Annotated in this window: 16 protein-coding genes; all 16 read right to left on the minus strand. The window is 72.3% G+C overall.

Annotated features, from left to right (window positions below):
- The coding region (locus E5083_RS13980) for a flavodoxin-dependent (E)-4-hydroxy-3-methylbut-2-enyl-diphosphate synthase (RefSeq protein WP_167513540.1) at positions 1–346 on the minus strand (346 nt) is incomplete at its 3' end.
- Positions 347–350: 4 nt separating this feature from the next.
- Positions 351–1,373, minus strand: coding sequence for an adenosyl-hopene transferase HpnH (gene hpnH, locus E5083_RS13985; RefSeq protein ID WP_130329116.1), 1,023 nt, complete (start codon positions 1,371–1,373; stop codon positions 351–353).
- Positions 1,374–1,378: 5 nt separating this feature from the next.
- The gene (locus E5083_RS13990; protein ID WP_135786007.1) at positions 1,379–2,020 is read right to left on the minus strand and encodes a phosphorylase family protein; all 642 of its coding nucleotides are present in this window, start codon (positions 2,018–2,020) and stop codon (positions 1,379–1,381) included.
- Positions 2,021–4,060 (minus strand): squalene--hopene cyclase, encoded by a 2,040-nt coding sequence (gene shc / locus E5083_RS13995; protein ID WP_135786008.1) that lies wholly within the window; start codon positions 4,058–4,060, stop codon positions 2,021–2,023.
- A gap of 118 nt (positions 4,061–4,178) precedes the next feature.
- Positions 4,179–5,312, minus strand: coding sequence for a polyprenyl synthetase family protein (locus E5083_RS14000; RefSeq protein ID WP_135786009.1), 1,134 nt, complete (start codon positions 5,310–5,312; stop codon positions 4,179–4,181).
- Positions 5,312–6,730, minus strand: a complete 1,419-nt coding sequence (gene hpnE / locus E5083_RS14005) for a hydroxysqualene dehydroxylase HpnE (RefSeq protein ID WP_135786010.1) — start codon at positions 6,728–6,730, stop codon at positions 5,312–5,314. The genes E5083_RS14000 and hpnE overlap by 1 nt, the downstream gene beginning before the upstream one ends.
- Positions 6,727–6,870, minus strand: a complete 144-nt coding sequence (locus E5083_RS32250; RefSeq protein WP_425276724.1) for a DUF6380 family protein — start codon at positions 6,868–6,870, stop codon at positions 6,727–6,729. The genes hpnE and E5083_RS32250 overlap by 4 nt, the downstream gene beginning before the upstream one ends.
- Complete coding sequence (gene hpnD / locus E5083_RS14010) at positions 6,870–7,820, minus strand: presqualene diphosphate synthase HpnD (RefSeq protein WP_167513541.1); 951 nt, start codon at positions 7,818–7,820, stop codon at positions 6,870–6,872. Before hpnD ends, E5083_RS32250 begins: the two co-directional genes overlap by 1 nt.
- Positions 7,817–8,713, minus strand: coding sequence for a squalene synthase HpnC (gene hpnC / locus E5083_RS14015; RefSeq protein ID WP_135786012.1), 897 nt, complete (start codon positions 8,711–8,713; stop codon positions 7,817–7,819). The genes hpnD and hpnC overlap by 4 nt, the downstream gene beginning before the upstream one ends.
- Positions 8,714–9,073: 360 nt before the next feature.
- Entirely contained in the window at positions 9,074–9,853 is a 780-nt protein-coding gene (locus E5083_RS14020) for an ABC transporter ATP-binding protein (protein ID WP_135786013.1), read from the minus strand.
- Entirely contained in the window at positions 9,846–10,775 is a 930-nt protein-coding gene (locus E5083_RS14025; protein WP_135786014.1) for an ABC transporter permease, read from the minus strand. Before E5083_RS14025 ends, E5083_RS14020 begins: the two co-directional genes overlap by 8 nt.
- A gap of 76 nt (positions 10,776–10,851) precedes the next feature.
- A complete protein-coding gene (locus E5083_RS14030; RefSeq protein WP_135786015.1) occupies positions 10,852–11,724 on the minus strand; it encodes a glycosyltransferase family 2 protein in 873 nt (290 codons plus the stop codon).
- A gap of 5 nt (positions 11,725–11,729) precedes the next feature.
- A complete protein-coding gene (locus E5083_RS14035) occupies positions 11,730–12,509 on the minus strand; it encodes a CDP-alcohol phosphatidyltransferase family protein (protein WP_135786016.1) in 780 nt (259 codons plus the stop codon).
- Positions 12,487–13,548: an iron-containing alcohol dehydrogenase family protein gene (locus tag E5083_RS14040; RefSeq protein WP_135786017.1), complete on the minus strand. Its 1,062-nt coding sequence runs from the start codon at positions 13,546–13,548 to the stop codon at positions 12,487–12,489. The genes E5083_RS14035 and E5083_RS14040 overlap by 23 nt, the downstream gene beginning before the upstream one ends.
- The gene (locus E5083_RS14045; protein WP_135786018.1) at positions 13,536–14,288 is read right to left on the minus strand and encodes a phosphocholine cytidylyltransferase family protein; all 753 of its coding nucleotides are present in this window, start codon (positions 14,286–14,288) and stop codon (positions 13,536–13,538) included. Before E5083_RS14045 ends, E5083_RS14040 begins: the two co-directional genes overlap by 13 nt.
- Positions 14,285–16,096, minus strand: a complete 1,812-nt coding sequence (locus tag E5083_RS14050) for a DUF5941 domain-containing protein (protein WP_135786019.1) — start codon at positions 16,094–16,096, stop codon at positions 14,285–14,287. The genes E5083_RS14045 and E5083_RS14050 overlap by 4 nt, the downstream gene beginning before the upstream one ends.
- Positions 16,097–16,305: the final 209 nt, after the last annotated feature.

Here is a 16,305-nt window from a genome sequence, read left to right on the forward strand (position 1 = left end):
GCACCGCCGCACAGCCCGCCTCGATCGCGGCGAACACGTACTTCGGCTGGAAGTGAATGTCCGCGATCACCGGAAGCTGCGACTTCCGCGCGATCGTCGCCAGCGCATCCGCGTCGTCCTGCGTCGGGCAGGCCACCCGCACGATCTGGCAGCCCGACGCCGTCAGCTCCGCGATCTGCTGGAGCGTCGACCCGATGTCCGACGTACGCGTCGTCGTCATCGACTGCACCGACACGGGCGCCCCGCCCCCGACCGCCACCGATCCCACCTGGATCTGCCGCGACACCCGGCGGGTGGCGACAGGGCGGGCCGGTAGCTCGGGGACGCCCAGGGAGACGGCGCTCATGGCCTCACTCCCGGTTTCCGGAGACGGTCTCGCGCATGGCCCGCAGCGACTCCTTCAGGGAGCCCATGGTGGCGAGGACGGCGGTCGGCTCGTAGCCGCAGTGCGCCATGCAGTTGGCGCAGCGCGGGTCCTTGCCCCGGCCGTACTTGTCCCAGTCGGTGTCCTCGACCAGCTCGCGGTAGGTCGGCACGTACCCGTCGCTCATCAGGTAGCAGGGGCGCTGCCAGCCGAAGAGGGAGTAGTTCGGGATGGCCCAGGCGGTGCAGGGGAAGTCGACCTTGCCCTCGAGGAAGTCCAGGAACAGCGGGGAGTGGTTGAGCCGCCACCGCCTGCGGTTGCCGCCGGAGAACGCCTTCTTGAACAGCTCGCGGGTCTGCTCGACGCCGAGGAAGTGCTCCTGGTCGGGCGCCTTCTCGTAGGCGTAGGCGGGCGAGATCATCATCTCGTCCACCTCCAGGTCGTCGTTGAGGAAGTTCAGCACCTCGACGATGGTCTGCGGGGTGTCGGTGTTGAAGAAGGTCGAGTTGGTGGTGACCCGGAAGCCGCGCTGCTTGGCCTCCTTGATCGCCGCCACCGCCTCGTCGAACACACCCTCCTTGGCCACGGACTCGTCGTGCCGCTCACGCAGCCCGTCGATGTGCACCGCGAACGCGAAGTACGGGGAGGGGGTGAACTTGTCCATCTTCTTGCGCAGCAGCATGGCGTTGGTGCACAGGAAGACGTACTTGCGCCTGGCGACGAGCTGGCGCACGATCTCGTCGATCTGCGGGTGCATCAGCGGCTCACCGCCCGCGATGGACACCATCGGCGCACCGGACTCCAGCACCGCGCCCACCGCCTGGGCGACCGGCATCCGCTGCTTGAGCACGCCGGCCGGGTGCTGGATCTTCCCGCAGCCCTCGCACTTGAGATTGCAGGCGAACAGCGGTTCCAGCTCGACGATCAGCGGGAACTTGTCCCGCTTGCGGAGCTTCTGTTCGGCCAGGTATGTAGCGACCTTGATGGACTGACGCAACGGCATGGCCATCTGGCTCACCTCCGGGGGAGCGGCAAGGAACGGTGCCATTCGAAGAACGCGGGAAGGACGGAACGGAGAACGCGGAAGGCCGATATTCCACCGCGTACCGTTCCGATCCGGACAAGTTCATGTTCAGGAGCGTCCACGACCACCCGTACGGCCGCAACCGGGCGGTCGCCCGTGCCGACGGCGGTGCGCAGGGTGGCCGCCGATTCCATGTCGACCGCGATCGCGCCGGTCGCCAGCAGAGCGGAACGCTCCGGGCCCCGGACCACGTGGTCGGAGCCGGTCAGGGGGCCGGTGTGGACGGTGCGGCCGGGGAGGGCGCGCCGCAGCTCCTTCACCAGCAGGTCGGTGCCCACGCAGGGGACGGTCCCCCGCGGGTCACGGGTCTCCCCGGCGACCACCAGGTCGCCGGGGTGCATGCCCGGTGCCAGGCCGGCGCAGAAGCCTGTGGCCAGCACGGCGGTGTCGGCCGTCCCCGGACCGGCGAGCCTTTCGGCGACGGACCGCTCCGCCGCCCTGGGGCCCATGCCGGTACGCAGGACGGTGAACCGCCCCCCGGCCGCGCCCCGGTCGCCGGTGCGCAGGGCCAACCGCTCGATGCCGAGCGCGCAGACGATCAGCAGCGGTGCCGGGGCGGGCCGGGATCTCATTCAGCTCCCTCCGGCCGTGGCGCGGACGCCCCTGCGGGCGGCCAGGGGTGCCTTGTCGAAGGGGTCGCCGTGCAGGTACCGGCCGAGCGCGGTGAGCGGGAACACCTGCCGGTACAGGTGGTAGTTGATGGAGAAGTCCCAGGGGAAGCCGGTGCCGGTGAAGTACGGCTCGTCCCAGGAGCCGTCGGCCCGCTGGGTCTCGGCCAGCCAGCTCACTCCACGCTCGACGGCGTCGGAGTCCCGCTCCCCCGCCGCGAGCAGCGCCATCAGCGCCCAGGCGGTCTGGGATGCGGTAGAGGCACCGCGGCCGCTCCACTCCCGGGCGTACTTGTACGAGCGCAGGTCCTCGCCCCAGCCGCCGTCGTCGTTCTGCGCCTGCTGGAGCCAGTGCACCGCGCGGCGGATCGCCGGGTGGGACACGGGCAGTCCGGCCGCGGTCAGCGCGGGCACCACCGAGCCTGTGCCGTATACGTAGTTGACGCCCCAGCGGCCGAACCAGGAGCCGTCCGCCTCCTGTTCGGCGAGGAGCCAGGTGATGCCGCGCCGGGTGCGCGGATCGTGGGCGAGCCCCTCGGCCGCCATCATCTCCACTACGTGCGCGGTGACATCGGCGGACGGCGGGTCGATGACCTCGCCGAAATCGCAGAACGGCAGCCGGTTGGGGAACGGGCTGGTGTTGTCGACGTCGAAGGCGCCCCAGGCGCCGTTCTTCGACTGCATCCCGAAGTTCCAGCGCACCGCCCGCGCGATCGCCCCGTCCACCCGGTCGGGCTGGGGGTGACTGACCCGGCGCAGGGCGAGGGCGACCTCGGCGGTGTCGTCGATGTCGGGGTAGTTGTCGTTGTGGAACTCGAACGCCCAGCCGCCCGGCGGGAGTTCAGGGCGCTTGACGGACCAGTCGCCGGGGCGGCGGATCTCCTCGGCCAGCATCCAGTCGGCCGCCTTGAGCAACTGCGGGTGATCGGCGGGGACTCCGGCGTCGGCCAGCGCGATGACGGCGAGGCAGGTGTCCCACACCGGGGACTGGCACGCCTCGATCATCCGGGAGCCGTCCTCGCGCCAGACGGCGAACCGGTCCAGCGACTCCAACCCGGCCCGCATCACCGGGTGCTGGAGGTCGTAGCCCATCAGGTGCAGCGCGATGACCGAGTACACGGCCGGGGGCTGGATGCCGCCCCAGCAGCCGTCGTTCTCCTGGCGCTCGACGATCCAGCGGGCGGCGGCGTTCATCGCGGCCCGGCGCACCCGGCGCGGTACGGCTCCCCGCAGCCGGTGCACCACCTGGTCGAGCCGCTCGAAGGCGCCGTCCCAACTGGCCAGCGGGGCAAAGGGCTTGGGCGGGTTGGGGTTGGCCGGGTCGGTGTGCAGCTCGTCGAGCGGGAAGGGCGCGGGGCGGACCGGGCGCTTGGCCGAGACGATGGTCAGCGGCACGATGGTCTGCCGGGCCCAGCAGCCGAAGTCATAGATGTTGAGCGGCAGCCAGGTGGGGAACCAGATGAGTTCCGGAGGGAGTTCGGGCAGGTCCTCCCACTTCCACCAGCCGAACAGGGCGAGCCAGATCCGGGTGAAGACGCGGGCGGAGGCGATGCCACCCCGCTCGCGCACCCAGGCCGAGGCGCGCGCCATGTGCGGGGCGTCCGGCGCGTCCCCGGCCAGCCGCAGGGCGACGTACGCCTCGACGGTGGCGGACAGGTCGCCGGGGCCGCCGTAGAAGGTGGCCCAGGCGCCGTCCTCGCGCTGCTCACCCCGGATGAACAGGGCGGCGGCGCGGGTGGTCGCCTCGTCGCGGATACCGAGGAACTGGCGCAGCAGGAGGTCCTCGGCGTCCATGGTGACGTTGGTCTCCAGGTCGCCCTTCCACCAGCCTTCGGAGTCCTGCCGGGCCAGCAGGAACTCGGTGGCGCGCGCTGCGGCGCGCTCGGCGGCCTCGGGTACCCCGGCCGCCAGGGGGTCGGTGCTGTCGGTGCTGTCGGTGTCGCTGGCCGCGGCAGCGCGGGGCGGGATGGTGGCCCCGGTGCTTCCGTCGGTCGTCGCTGTCATGGCTTCCCCTTTGTGCAGTCGTTCGAGTCGTGCTGCTGTGGGTCCGCCGTCGGCCGGTGTGCCGCTGATCGCGTCGCACCGGCCGGCGACTACGCGAGGGTTATTCGGCCGATAGTGATCATCTCTTCCTGACGACGACGAAGTCGGCGAGCGCCGTGAAGGCGTCCCGCACCCGGTCGGGCATGTCGACGGCGTGCAGGGCCTCGATGGCGACGGTGTGCTGGCGCCGCGCCTCGTCCGCCGTCCACTCGCGGCCGCCCGCCTCCTCGATGAGGGCGGCGCGGGCCGCGAACTCCTCCTCGGAGAAAGCGGCGAAGTCGCTGCTCTTGGCGTCGGCGGCGAGGATCTCGCCGAGCCGCTCGGAGGCGGGGCCCCCGGCGGCCAGGGCCGCCACCACGGGCAGGGACTTCTTGCGCTGGCGCAGGTCGCTCCAGGTCTGCTTGCCGGTGGACTCCGGGTCGCCCCAGATGCCGAGGAGGTCGTCGACGGCCTGGAAGGCCAGGCCGAGGTGGTAGCCGTAGCGCTCCAGCGCGTCGGCGGTGCGGTCGTCGGCGCCGCCGAGGACGGCGCCGATGGAGGAGGCGCAGGCCAGCAGGGCGCCGGTCTTGTTGCCCTCCATCTCCAGGCATTCCTCGACGCTGACGCGGTCGCGGTGCTCGTAGGAGATGTCCTGGGCCTGGCCGTCGATCAGGGCGCGGGTGGCGGCGGTCAGCCGGCGGGTGGCGCGGCCGGCCTCGACGGTGCCCAGCTCCAGCAGGACCTCGTTGCCGAGGGCGAACAGGGCGTCGCCGACCAGGATGGCCTGGGCGGGGCCGTGCACCTTCCAGACGGTGTCGCGGTGGCGGCGCTGCTCGTCGCCGTCCATCAGGTCGTCGTGCAGCAGCGAGAAGTTGTGCACCAGCTCGACGGCGACCGCGCCGGGCACGCCCACCTCGGGGGCGGCGCCGGTGACCTCGGCGGAGAGCACGGCGAGGGCGGGGCGCACGGCCTTGCCGCCGTCACCGGCGGCCGGGTTCCCGGCGGCGTCGATCCAGCCGAAGTGGTAGGCGGCGACGGTGTCCATCGGGGGCGCCAGCCGGTCGACGGCGGCGCGCAGCACCGGGGTGGCCAGGGTCCGGCCGCGCTCCAGCAGTGCGGTCACGTCCACGGCGTCGGCGGCTGTCGAGGCCGGGGGCGGCACAGTGGGCACAGTCTCTCCTCTTGTTGCGGTACCGGGGGTGCGGGGCCCCTCCGGGCTGTGCTGATCGAGCATCAGGCCGCCTCCTCGAACTGGAAGAGGTGACGGGGGCGGGGCCGGCCCAGGGCGCCCAGCGCGGCGTCGGCCGCGCTCACGCCGCTGCGGACCGCGCTCTCCATGGTCGCGGGCCAGCCGGTGGCGGTCCACGCGCCGGCCAGGTAGAGGCCGGGAGCCTTGGTGCGGGCGCCGGGGCGCAGCCGCCCGACGCCGGGGGTGGGGGCGAACGTCGCGGTGCGCTCGCGGGTGACGAAGAAGTCCCGTACCCGCGCCGTGCGGGCGCCGGGGATCAGCCGTTCCAGCTCGGGCAGGTAGCGCTCGCGCAGGTCGGCGACGGGGGCGTCGATGTCGTCCTGCGCGGCCGACTGGGACAGCGCCAGGTACTGGCCCTCGCGCAGCCCGGAGGCGGCGGTGCGGTCGAACACCCACTGCACGGGCGTGCCGAGCGCGGCGAGGAAGGGCCGGGCGAGCACCGGACGGTCGTACACCACATGCACGTTGAGGATCGGCGCGGTGCCGATGCGCAGCAGCCGGCCGGGGTCGTCGAGCGCGCCGGCGGGGAGCAGGTCGTGGGTCTCGCGCTGGGGTACGGCGAGGACGACGGCGTCGGTGTCGATCGTCTCGCCGGGGGTCTGAACGCTCCAGCGTCCGTCCGCGTATCGGGAGAGGGAGGTGACACGGGTGCGCAGCTCGGTACGGACGCCCGCGGAGTCGAGCGCCTTGCGGGCCAGCCGGTCGTGCAGGTCGCCCAGCGGGACGTGCGCCCAGCCGATGTCGGCCGCGCCGGGCTCGGACAGCAGACCGGTCTTGAACACCATCGCGGCGAGTCCGAGCGAGGCGTCCCCCGCGACCGCGTTGAGAGTGGCGACCCCGACCAGGTCCCACAGCGCCTCGATGGCACGCGGCGACTGGCCGTGCCGGGCCAGCCAGGTGCCGAAGTCCTGGCCGTCCAGCGCCGGGTCGGTGGGGTCGAGCCCCTTGAGCGCGAGGGCGGCCCGTCCCACGGAGGCACGCTCGGCGAGCGAGAGGTGCGGGTACGCGGCCAGGCTCCGCCCCAGGTGCAGCGGTACGGGCAGCGGGTCGCGCCGCAGCCGGCCGAGCCGCCGCCCCTCGGGCTTGTCGACGTCGACCACGGGTACGTCGAGCCGGTTCTGGAGGGGGGCCAGCGCGGTGCCCTCGATCCGGTCGAGGAACCAGCGGTAGGCGGTGCAGCAGCGCAGGTAGACGTGCTGGCCGTTGTCCACGGTCAGGTCGCCGCGCTGGAAGGAGAAGGCGAGCCCGCCGAGCCGGGGCCTGCCTTCGAGCAGGGTGACGCGCACGCCCGCGTCGGCGAGCGCGAGGGCCGCGGTGACCCCGGCGAGTCCGCCGCCGACCACGACGGCGTCCCGGCCGGTGGCGCCGGTGTGCGCCCGTGCCGGGCGTGGGGCCTCGCTCATGCCGCGTCCTTCCGTGCGTGCCGCGCGTGCTGGTGGAACCGTGCACGTCCGGCCGTCGCAGTCAGGGACGCCACGCCGCGGGCGAGGGTTGCCCGCGGCGGCCGGGCCGCCGGAGCCGCCTCCTGGGCCTCGGCCGCCATCAGGCGCGCCCCCTGAGCGTGTGCCGTGAGACGTGCCGGGTGTCGAAGCCGGACAGACCGCGCACGGCGACGTACGCCTTCTCGCGGCCGGGCAGCGAGACGCGGCCGCGCAGCACGGCCTCCGGGTCGCGCTCGATACGGTCCAGCAGCCGGCGGTAGATCCCGGCCATGGCGGCGACGCAGGCGCCGCTGCGGCGGTCCAGCATGGGCAGCAGCCGGTAGCCCTCGGCGAACAGGGCGCGGGCGCGGCGGACCTCGAAGTGCACCAGGCCCGCGAAGTCGGAGCCCTCGGGCGGGGTGGGTCCGGCGAACCCGGCCGAGCAGCCGAACTTGGCCAGGTCGTCGGCGGGCAGGTAGGTGCGGCCGCCCTCGGCGTCCTCGCGGACGTCGCGCAGGATGTTGGTGAGCTGGAGGGCGAGCCCCAGCGTGTCGGCGTACTCGGGGGCGCGCTCGACGCCGCGTGCGCCGGGCTCGGTGCCGAAGATGCCGAGCGAGAGGCGTCCGATGGCACCGGCCACGCAGCGGCAGTAGACCTTGAGGTCGTCCCAGGTCTCGTAGGTCGCGCCGCGCACGTCCATCTGGACGCCGTCGATCAGCTCGTCCAGGCCGCCGAGCGGGATGGGGAAGACCCCGGCGGCGTGGGCGAGGGCGACGGCCACCGGGTCGGTGTCGTCTTCCTCGACCGCGCCCGCCTGGACCCGGCCGAGCAGCGCCCGGGTGTCCTCAAGGCGCTCCACCTTCACCGCGCCGGGCAGCTCGCCGTCGCCGATGTCGTCGACGCGCCGTGAGAAGGCGTAGAGCGCCGACATCGCGCGGCGCTCGGCCGTCGGCAGCAGCCGGATGCCGTAGGCGAAGTTGCGGGCCTGCTGGCCGGTGACCGTCTCGCAGTAGCGATAGGCGGCGAGTACCGGTGCGGACACGGCTTGCGAAGCCTCCACTGCCCGGATCACCCCTCTCCTCGCAGGGTCGTGCCCGCCTCACGCAGCAACTGGAGCTTGCCGGGCTTGGGCGGGCCGGGAAGTACGTCGAAATCGGCGGCGGCGATCGCGCGGACCGCCGCCTTTCCTCCCGCCACGAATCCCGCGAGCAGCAGCTTCAGTCTGCCGTGGACGCTACCCACGAGAGGGGCGCCTTCATTCAGCAGATCGTGTGCGCGTCGGGCTTCGAACGCGACCAGGGCGCGTACGGACGCGCCGGCGCTCGGGGCGGCGAGGTCGCTCTCCTGGACATGGAAACGCTTCATGTCCTGGGCGGGCAGGTAGATGCGGTCGCGGCCGAGGTCCTCGGCGACGTCCTGGAGGTGCTCGACGATCTGCAGCCCGGTGCACACCGCGTCGGAGCGCCGGACGCGCTCGGGGGTCGCGGTGCCGGTGACGGCGAGCACCAGGCGGCCGACCGGGTTGGCGGAGAGTTCGCAGTAGGCGCGCAGGTCGTCGTAGGTCTCGTAGCGGGTGACGAGCTGGTCCTGGCGGTTGGCGGCGATCAGGCCGAGGAAGGGCTCGGGGGTGAGGCCGCGGCGGCGCACGGTGGGCTGGAGGCGGCGCAGCAGGGGGTGACGCGGGGTGCCGTCGAAGACCCGGCCGAGGTCGGCCTCGAAGGCGTCGAGCACGGCGAGCCGGTCGTCGGCCCGCTCCGGGGGGACGCCGAGGACGCGGGCGTCGGCGCCGCCGGGGGCCAGGTCGCCGTCGCCGATGTCGTCGACCAGGCGGGCGAAGCCGTAGACGGCCATGAGGTCGGTGCGCCAGGCGCGGGGCAGGAAGAACGGGGCCACGGGGAAGTTCTCGCGCGCGGCCTTGTCCAGCGTGGCGCGTTCCAGTGCCGTCGCCGTGTCGGTTCCCGTCACTGCGCGCTGCCCGGTGCAAGGACGGCGCGGCTCGCGTTGAGCTGGGGAGTTTCCGTAGCCATTGCCGTCACATCTCCCGTTCTACACTGCCGACCCGATACACACTATTTCGGACACGCCGCCGACCCTCCGGGGGGCGTCCCGGCGGAGGGTGTCGCGCATTATCGCCCCGATTGCCGGTTTCCGGCACCGGTACAGCTTACGTTGTACAACGCGACAGGGTCCCCCGGGGTGTCCGGCGCATCACAACAACACACCGATGGACGCCAAGATTCCTACGCACCACCGGAGTTGACGCATCCTTTGCAGACGCCGGGCCCCGCCGGGGAATGTCCGGCAGGGCCCTGACGCAAAAGCGGGCTACTTGCCCGTGAACTTCTCGTACTCCTTGAGGACCTCTTCGGTGGGCCCGTCCATGCGGAGTTCGCCGCGTTCCAGCCACAGGACGCGGTCGCAGGTGTCGCGGATGGACTTGTTGTTGTGGCTCACCAGGAAGACCGTGCCGGCCTCCTTGCGCAGTTCCCGGATGCGTTCCTCGGAGCGCTTCTGGAAGGCGCGGTCGCCGGTGGCCAGCGCCTCGTCGATCATGAGCACGTCGTGGTCCTTGGCGGCGGCGATGGAGAACCGCAGCCGGGCCGCCATGCCGGAGGAGTACGTGCGCATCGGCAGCGTGATGAAGTCGCCCTTGTCGTTGATGCCCGAGAAGTCGACGATCCGCTGGTAGCGCTCCTTGATCTGCTCACGGGACATGCCCATGGCGAGACCGCCCAGGATGACGTTCCGCTCGCCGGTCAGGTCGCTCATCAGCGCCGCGTTGACGCCAAGCAGCGAGGGCTGGCCGTCGGTGTAGACCTTGCCCTTCTCCGCCGGGAGCAGGCCGGCGATGGCCCGCAGCAGGGTGGACTTGCCGGAGCCGTTGGAGCCGATGAGGCCGATGGCCTCGCCCCGGTAGGCGGTGAAGGACACCCCGCGCACGGCGTGCACCTTGCGCACCCCGCGCGGCTCGCCCCGCTTGATGATGCGGCTCAGGGCGGCGGTGGCGCTGCCCTTGCCGGTCTTGGCCCCGTTGACCCGGTAGACGATGTGCAGCTCGTCCGCGATGACGGTGGGCCGGCGATCGCCGGTGTTCTGCTCAGCCACGGCCGTACCGCTCCTCAGCCTTCCAGAAGTACACGAAGCCGCCGCAGAAGACGACCACGGCCCAGCCGAGGGCCAGGGCCCACACGTGCGGGGGCAGGTTCGAGGCGCCGTAGCCGTCGATCAGGGCGTAGCGCATCAGGTCCATGTAGACGGCCGCGGGGTTCGCCTGGAGCACCCGGACGATCCACTCGGGCCTGCCCTCCAGCATGTGGTTGATGGAGAACATCACGCCGGACGCGTACATCCAGGTCCGCAGCACGAACGGCATCAGCTGGGCGAGGTCCGGCGTCTTGGCGCCCATGCGGGCCACGATCATCGCGAGCCCGGTGTTGAACAGGAACTGCAGCACCAGCGCCGGGAGGATCAGCAGCCAGGACAGCCGCGGATAGTTGCCGAACCCGATCGCCACCACGAACACGACGATCATCGAGAACAGCAGCTGCTGGAGCTGCTGCAGGGAGAACGAGATCGGCAGCGCGGCGCGCGGGAAGTGCAGGGCGCGCACCAGGCCGAGGTTGCCGGAGATCGCGCGGACGCCGGACATCAGCGAGCTCTGCGTGAAGGTGAACACGAACACGCCGGTGACCAGGAAGGGCACGTAGACGTCGTGCGACATGCCCCGGCTGGCCTTGAGGATCAGGCCGAAGATCGCGTAGTACACGGCCGCGTTCAGCAGCGGGGTGGCCACCTGCCACAGCTGGCCCAGCTTGGCCTGGCTGTACTGGGCCGTCAGCTTCGCCTGGGAGAAGGCGAGGATGAAGTGGCGGCGGCTCCAGAGCTGCCGGACGTACTCGACGAGCGAGGGGCGGGCACCGCTCACCGCGAGCCCGTACTTGGCGGCGAGGTCTGCCGCCGGCAGGCTCTCGTCGGGCGACGGGGCCGCGGTCACCGCGACACCGCCGTCATGGGTTCTCTCACTCACAGGGGGAAACTTTCGTCTTCGAGTACATCGTCCGGTTCACCTGCGCGGGGCCTCTTGCCCGCCCCACCCGAGCTTCTCAGATCACCGGGGGACGGCCCAGCCGGGTCAGCCGCCACACCGTACGCCAGCGCATCGGGCGGCGGGGGCCGCAGGGGGTGGCCCAGCCCTCCTTGAAGCCGCCGAACCACGCCTTCAGCGCCGGTCCGGAGGGACGGCGGGCCAGCGTGAGCAGCAGCCAGACGCCAAGGTAGACCGGGACGAGCGGCAGAGGAAGGTTGCGCCGGGCCAGCCAGACCCGGTTCCGGGCCACCATGCGGTGGTACACCGCGTGCCGCGAGGGGGCGGTCGTCGGGTGGTACAGCACCATGTCCGACCGGTAGTCGATCATCCAGCCGGCGTCCAGCGCACGCCAGGCGAGGTCGGTCTCCTCGTGGGCGTAGAAGAATTCGTCCGGCAGCCCGCCGACCTCGCCGAGCACCTTGGTCCGGACGGCGTTGGCGCCGCCGAGGAAGGTGGTCACGCGGGAGGAGCGCATCGGGTCCGAGGCGCGCAGCCGGGGCACGTGCCGGCGTTGGGTCTCGCCGGTCTCCGGGTCCGCGATGCGGAAGCTGATGATGCCCAGCTCCGGGTCAGCGGCGAAGGCGGCCCGGCACAGCTCGGCGGTGTCCTGGCGGGCGAGCAGACCGTCGTCGTCCAGGAACAGCAGGATGTCGACGTCGCTGCCACCGGGGCCGAACGCCTCGATGCCGACGTTGCGGCCGCCGGGGATGCCGAGGTTCTCCGGCAGCTCGACGGTGCGCACGCCCTCGGGCACGTCGGGCACGGGCGAGCCGTTGCCGACGACGACCACGGAGACCTTGTCGCCGTCCTGCTTGGCGACGGAGTCGATGAGCGCCCGCAGCTCCTCGGGGCGGTTGCCCATGGTGATGATGACCGCGCCGACCTTCATGCCGTTCACCTCAGCCTGCTCGACGCGAGAATGGACACCAGGTGCAGCAGGGTCTGGAGCAGCGCGATGCCCGCCAGCACGGCGGTGCCGAGCCGGGTGAAGAACAGGTCGCCGCGCACCTGGTCCACGATGGCCAGCACCAGGATCAGCAGCGACGCCTCGATACCGAGGATCAGCCGGTGGAACTTGAGCGCCGCGGCGGCACGCCGGGCCAGCGCCATCCCGGAGGAACGCGGCTCGGCGGCCGACTCCTTCACCGGCGGCAGCCCGGTCTGGTGCCGGGCGACCCCGACCAGGTCGGTCTCCGCCTTGATGAGGATCGCGCCGAGCGCCGCCAGCGTGCCGAGGAACGCCCACAGCCAGTCGATACGGCCGCTGCCGAACAGGTCGGCGGCGCGCAGCCCGAGGCCGACCAGCACGGCCGCGTCGGTCAGATAGGCGCCGACCCGGTCGAGGTAGACCCCGCCCAGCGAGTACTGCTTGCGCCAGCGGGCGATCTCGCCGTCGACGCAGTCCAGCAGCAGATAGAGCTGGGTGGCGACGATGCCGAGCACGGCGCCCGTGATCCCCGGCACCAGCAGGGCCGGGGCCGCGAGCACACCGCAGACGGTCATCAGGTACGTGAGCTGGTTGGGCGTGATCCTGGTGTTCACCAGGTAGCGGTCGATGCGCAGGGACACCTCGCGCATGTAGAGGCGTCCCGCCCAGTGCTCACCGCTGCGCCGGTCCTTCACCCCCGCGGGGTGGACGACCGGGCGGAGTTCAGCTACCGATGGCCTTGACATAGTCGGCGTAGGTGTCCTTGATCTGGTCAGTCTTGAGGTCGAGGTGTTCGAGGATCGTGTAGCGGCCGGGCCGGGTCTCCGGGGCGAACTCCACGACGCGGACGAATTCGTCCACGGTGAAGCCGATGTCCTCGGCCCGTACCGGCAGTCCGTGGCGGCGCAGTACGCCGGCCATGTGCGCCGACTCCTCGTGCGCCCCGCGCAGGTACATGGCGAAGGCGGCGCCGAGGCCGCACTGCTCGCCGTGGCTCGCCGCGCGCTGCGGGAAGAGCAGGTCGAAGGCATGGTTGATCTCGTGGCAGGCGCCCGAGGACGGCCGCGAGTCGCCGGAGACCGACATGGCGATGCCGGACAGCACCAGCGCCTCGGCGAGGACCTGGAGGAAGTCGTTGTCCTCGATCCCTCCGGGGTGCCGGAGCACCGCCTCGCCGGCCTGGCGGGCCATGGCGGCGGCGAGACCGTCGATCTTCTCGCCGTTGACCCGGTTGGCCAGCTCCCAGTCCGCGATGGCGGACACGTTGGACACCGCGTCGCCGATGCCGGAGCGCACGAACCGCGTCGGGGCGGCCCGGATGACGTCCAGGTCGATCAGGACGGCGATCGGGTTGGGCACCCCGTAGGAGCCCCGGCCCGCGTCGTTGTCCAGGGTGGCGACCGGCGAGCACAGGCCGTCGTGCGCGAGGTTCGTCGGCACGGCGACCAGGGGCAGGCCGACCCGCGCCGCGGCGTACTTGGCGCAGTCGATGATCTTGCCGCCGCCGAGGCCGACCAGCGCGTCGAAGTGCCCGGCGCGGATGTCGTCCGCGAGGCGTACGGCGTCGTCCAGTGTGCCGCCGCCGACCTCGTACCACGTCGCGCCCGGCAGTTGGGGCGCGACCCGCTCCCGCAGCCGGGCGCCCGAGCCGCCGCTGACGGCGACGGCGAGGCGGCCGGAGTGCGAGATGCGCTCGTCGGCGAGCACGGTGGCCAGGTCGGCGAGGGCACCCGGGCGGATGTCGACGACGACCGGCGAGGGGATGAGCCTCGTCAGTACTGGCACGCGATCTCCCGTCCCTTGGCGAGGTCGTCGTGGTTGTCGATCTCGACCCAGGAGACGTCGCCGATCGGCTCGACGTCGATCTTGAAGCCGCGGTTGACCAGCTCCTGGTAACCGTCCTCGTAGTAGAGCTGCGGATCGCGCTCGAAGGTCGCCTTGAGCGCGTCCGCGAGGTCGGCGGCCGCGTCGCCCTCGATGAGGGTCACGCCGATGTACTCACCCGTCGCCTCCGCCGGGTCCATCAGCTTGGTGATCCTCTGGACGCCCTTGTCGGGGTCCACGACGACCTTCATCTCCTCGTCCGCCAGGGACTTCACCGTGTCCAGCGCGAGGATGATCTTCTTGCCGTCACCGCGGGCGGCCAGCAGGGTCTTCTCGACCGAGACCGGGTGCACGGTGTCGCCGTTGGCGAGGATCACGCCGTCCTTCAGCGCATCCCGGCCGCACCACAGAGAGTAGGCGTTGTTCCACTCCTCGGCCTTGTCGTTGTCGATCAGCGTGATCTTCAGGCCGTACTTCGCCTCGAGGGCCGCCTGGCGCTCGTACACGGCTTCCTTGCGGTAGCCGACGATGACACCGACCTCGGTCAGGCCGACCTCGGCGAAGTTGCCGAGGGTGAGGTCGAGGACGGTGAGCGACTCCTCGTCGCCCTCCGGGCCCACCGGCACCAGCGCCTTGGGGAGGGTGTCGGTGTAGGGGCGCAGACGCCGTCCGGCGCCGGCCGCCAGCACGAGGCCGATCATGCGGTTTCTCCTTCGTCGTGGACGGCGGGCGCCCCAGCGGACACCCAGAAGCGGATGCTCTCCACGAGCACCAGCAGAGCGACGCACACGGCGATGACCGTGAGCGCGACGGTGAACTGGGAGGCGGTCAGCAGCGCGGCAAGCACGGTGACGAGCAGCGTGCGCCCCTCCTGCCCCCCGATGGCGCGCACCAGCCAGGCCGGCGGCGCTCCGGCGTCGCCGCGGATGCGGTACACCGTGTCGTAGTGATGGTAGGCGACCGCCGCGACCAGCCCGAACGCCGCCGGAAGGGCGCCGTGGACGTCGGCCCGGGCGGCCAGCGCGAGCACCGTGCCGTACTCGGCGGCGCGGAAGAACGGCGGGACGAGCCAGTCCAGCGAGCCCTTGAGCGGGCGGGCGGTGGCGAGCGCCGAGGTGAGGACGTAGACGAGCGCGCCCACGACCGGCAGCCGGCTTCCGAAGCCGGTCAGCGCCGAGCAGGCGACCACCGCGGCGCCGCCGAGGAAGGCGACGGCCGGTACGGCGAGGCCGGGCAGCCCCCGCTTGAGCACACGGGCCAGGGCGCCGGCGAGCGGGCCGGTGTCCGCGAGGTCGGCGAGCGCGCGGGCGGCGCGGTCGGTGCGGCGGGCCTTGCGGGTCAGCGAGCGCAGTACGCGGCCTGCCGTGGTGTACGTCGCGGCGAGCGCGCAGCCGATCAGCAGCACGTAGAAGGTGATGCGGGGGGTGGTGACCGCGGTGAGGACCGCGATCATGGCCCAGCGTTCGCCGATCGGCAGGACGATCATCCGGCGGACCCAGACCGTCCAGCCGACGCTGTCCAGCTTGTCGGAGAGGGCGGCGGTGGGGCTGGTGTTGGCGGTGGCGTCGTGGTTGGCCTCGTTGAAGGAGAAGTCCACGACGTGCCGACAGGTCTGGAGGATCATCGCGCCGAGTGCGAGGGCCCAGACGTCATCGCCGCCCCGGGCCGCGCCGAGCGCGAGTCCCGCGTAGTAGGCGTACTCCTTGGCGCGGTCGAAGGTGGCGTCCAGCCAGGCGCCGAGGGTGGAGTACTGCAGGGAGTAGCGGGCGAGCTGGCCGTCGGTGCAGTCCAGCACGAAGGAGGCGATCAGCAGCACGCCGGCCGCGATGAAGCCGGGGCGGGTGCCGGTGGCCGCGCAGCCCGCCGCTATCAGCGCGGTGAGCAGGGAGGCGGTGGTGACCTGGTTCGGGGTGAGGCCCCGGCGGGCGCACCAGCGCGCGAGGTAGCGCGAGTACGGGCTGATGCAGAAGGTGGTGAAGAAACCGTCGCGGGACTTCACCGCCGACTTCAGGCGTACGTCCTCCTCGTCGACGGCGAGGACGGCCTGCCGGGCCTCGTTGCGGGCCTGGGGGTCGGCGGGGACGGCGGCGACCAGGCTGCCCAGCTCGGGGCGGTGCACCGGGGTGCCGTCGGCGTCGAGGGCGGTGACCAGGCGGTCGGGCAGGCTGTCCACGGCGACCGCGGTGCCGCCGCCGGTCTCGTCCTGGGGCTGGTCCTGCCCTTCGAGGGCCCTGCTCAGCGTCTGCCGGGCGGTGCCCTGGGCGGTGACGGCGCCGGGGACGGCGGCGAGCGGGAAGCGGGGGTCGGTGAGGCCGAGGCGCAGGGCGTGGGGGTGGCCGACGAAGCGGGCGTCGACCAGGGCCACGCGCCCGTCGGCGGGGGCGGCCGCGATCAGGTTCCGGGCCTCGGCGGTGTCGGCGGCCATGCGCACGTCGAAGCCGAGGGACCGCAGATCGCCTTCGAGGGACGATCCGGGGACCGGCTGACCGGTGACGATGGCGGTCGGCAACCGAATTCACTCCCTGGGTCCGGCGCGTCGGCGCCGGTCTGCTGCGTGATGGGGGCGCCCCTCGCCGGCGGCTCGCCGGGGCGGCATGTCGGCAGAGGCTATCGGATGGGCCGGTGCGCCCGTTCACCGGGCGTTCAGGCCCGGTCCACCGGGGCCGCGCCCGCCTGTGCCGCGATCATCATCGGGGATCGGGGGGCCCGCCCACAAAC

The organism is Streptomyces bauhiniae (assembly GCF_004784475.1).
GTDB classification, from domain to species: Bacteria; Actinomycetota; Actinomycetes; order Streptomycetales; family Streptomycetaceae; genus Streptomyces; species Streptomyces seoulensis.